Source organism: Tabrizicola oligotrophica (assembly GCF_011008935.1).
Classification (GTDB): Bacteria; Pseudomonadota; Alphaproteobacteria; order Rhodobacterales; family Rhodobacteraceae; genus Tabrizicola_A; species Tabrizicola_A oligotrophica.
Window position 1 is genome coordinate 1 of the sequence record NZ_JAAIVJ010000061.1, and the last position, 234, is coordinate 234.

Genomic DNA, 234 nt, shown 5'->3' on the forward strand with positions numbered 1-234 from the left:
CAAGCCCGGTCAGCGGGTCGGTGATCGTCACATTGGTCAGCGTCACGTTGCCGTCATTGGTCACCGTGATCTCATAGGTGATGATGTCGCCCGCCGCGTTCACCACCCCGTCCGGCCCGTCGCCGCCGACATCCGTCACCACCTTGTCGATCAGCAGCACCGGGTCATAGCAGACCGGCACATCCTCGCTGTCGGAGACCTCCTCGGTCTCGTCGCTGTCGGCGGTGGCGGTGT

At 65.0% G+C, this 234-nt stretch carries 1 protein-coding gene; it reads right to left on the bottom strand.

All coding sequences use genetic code 11. The features are described 5' to 3' along the window. Positions 1 to 234, bottom strand: a 234-nt coding sequence (locus tag G4Z14_RS18825) for a DUF7507 domain-containing protein (RefSeq protein ID WP_164628494.1), incomplete at both ends; no start/stop codon positions are given.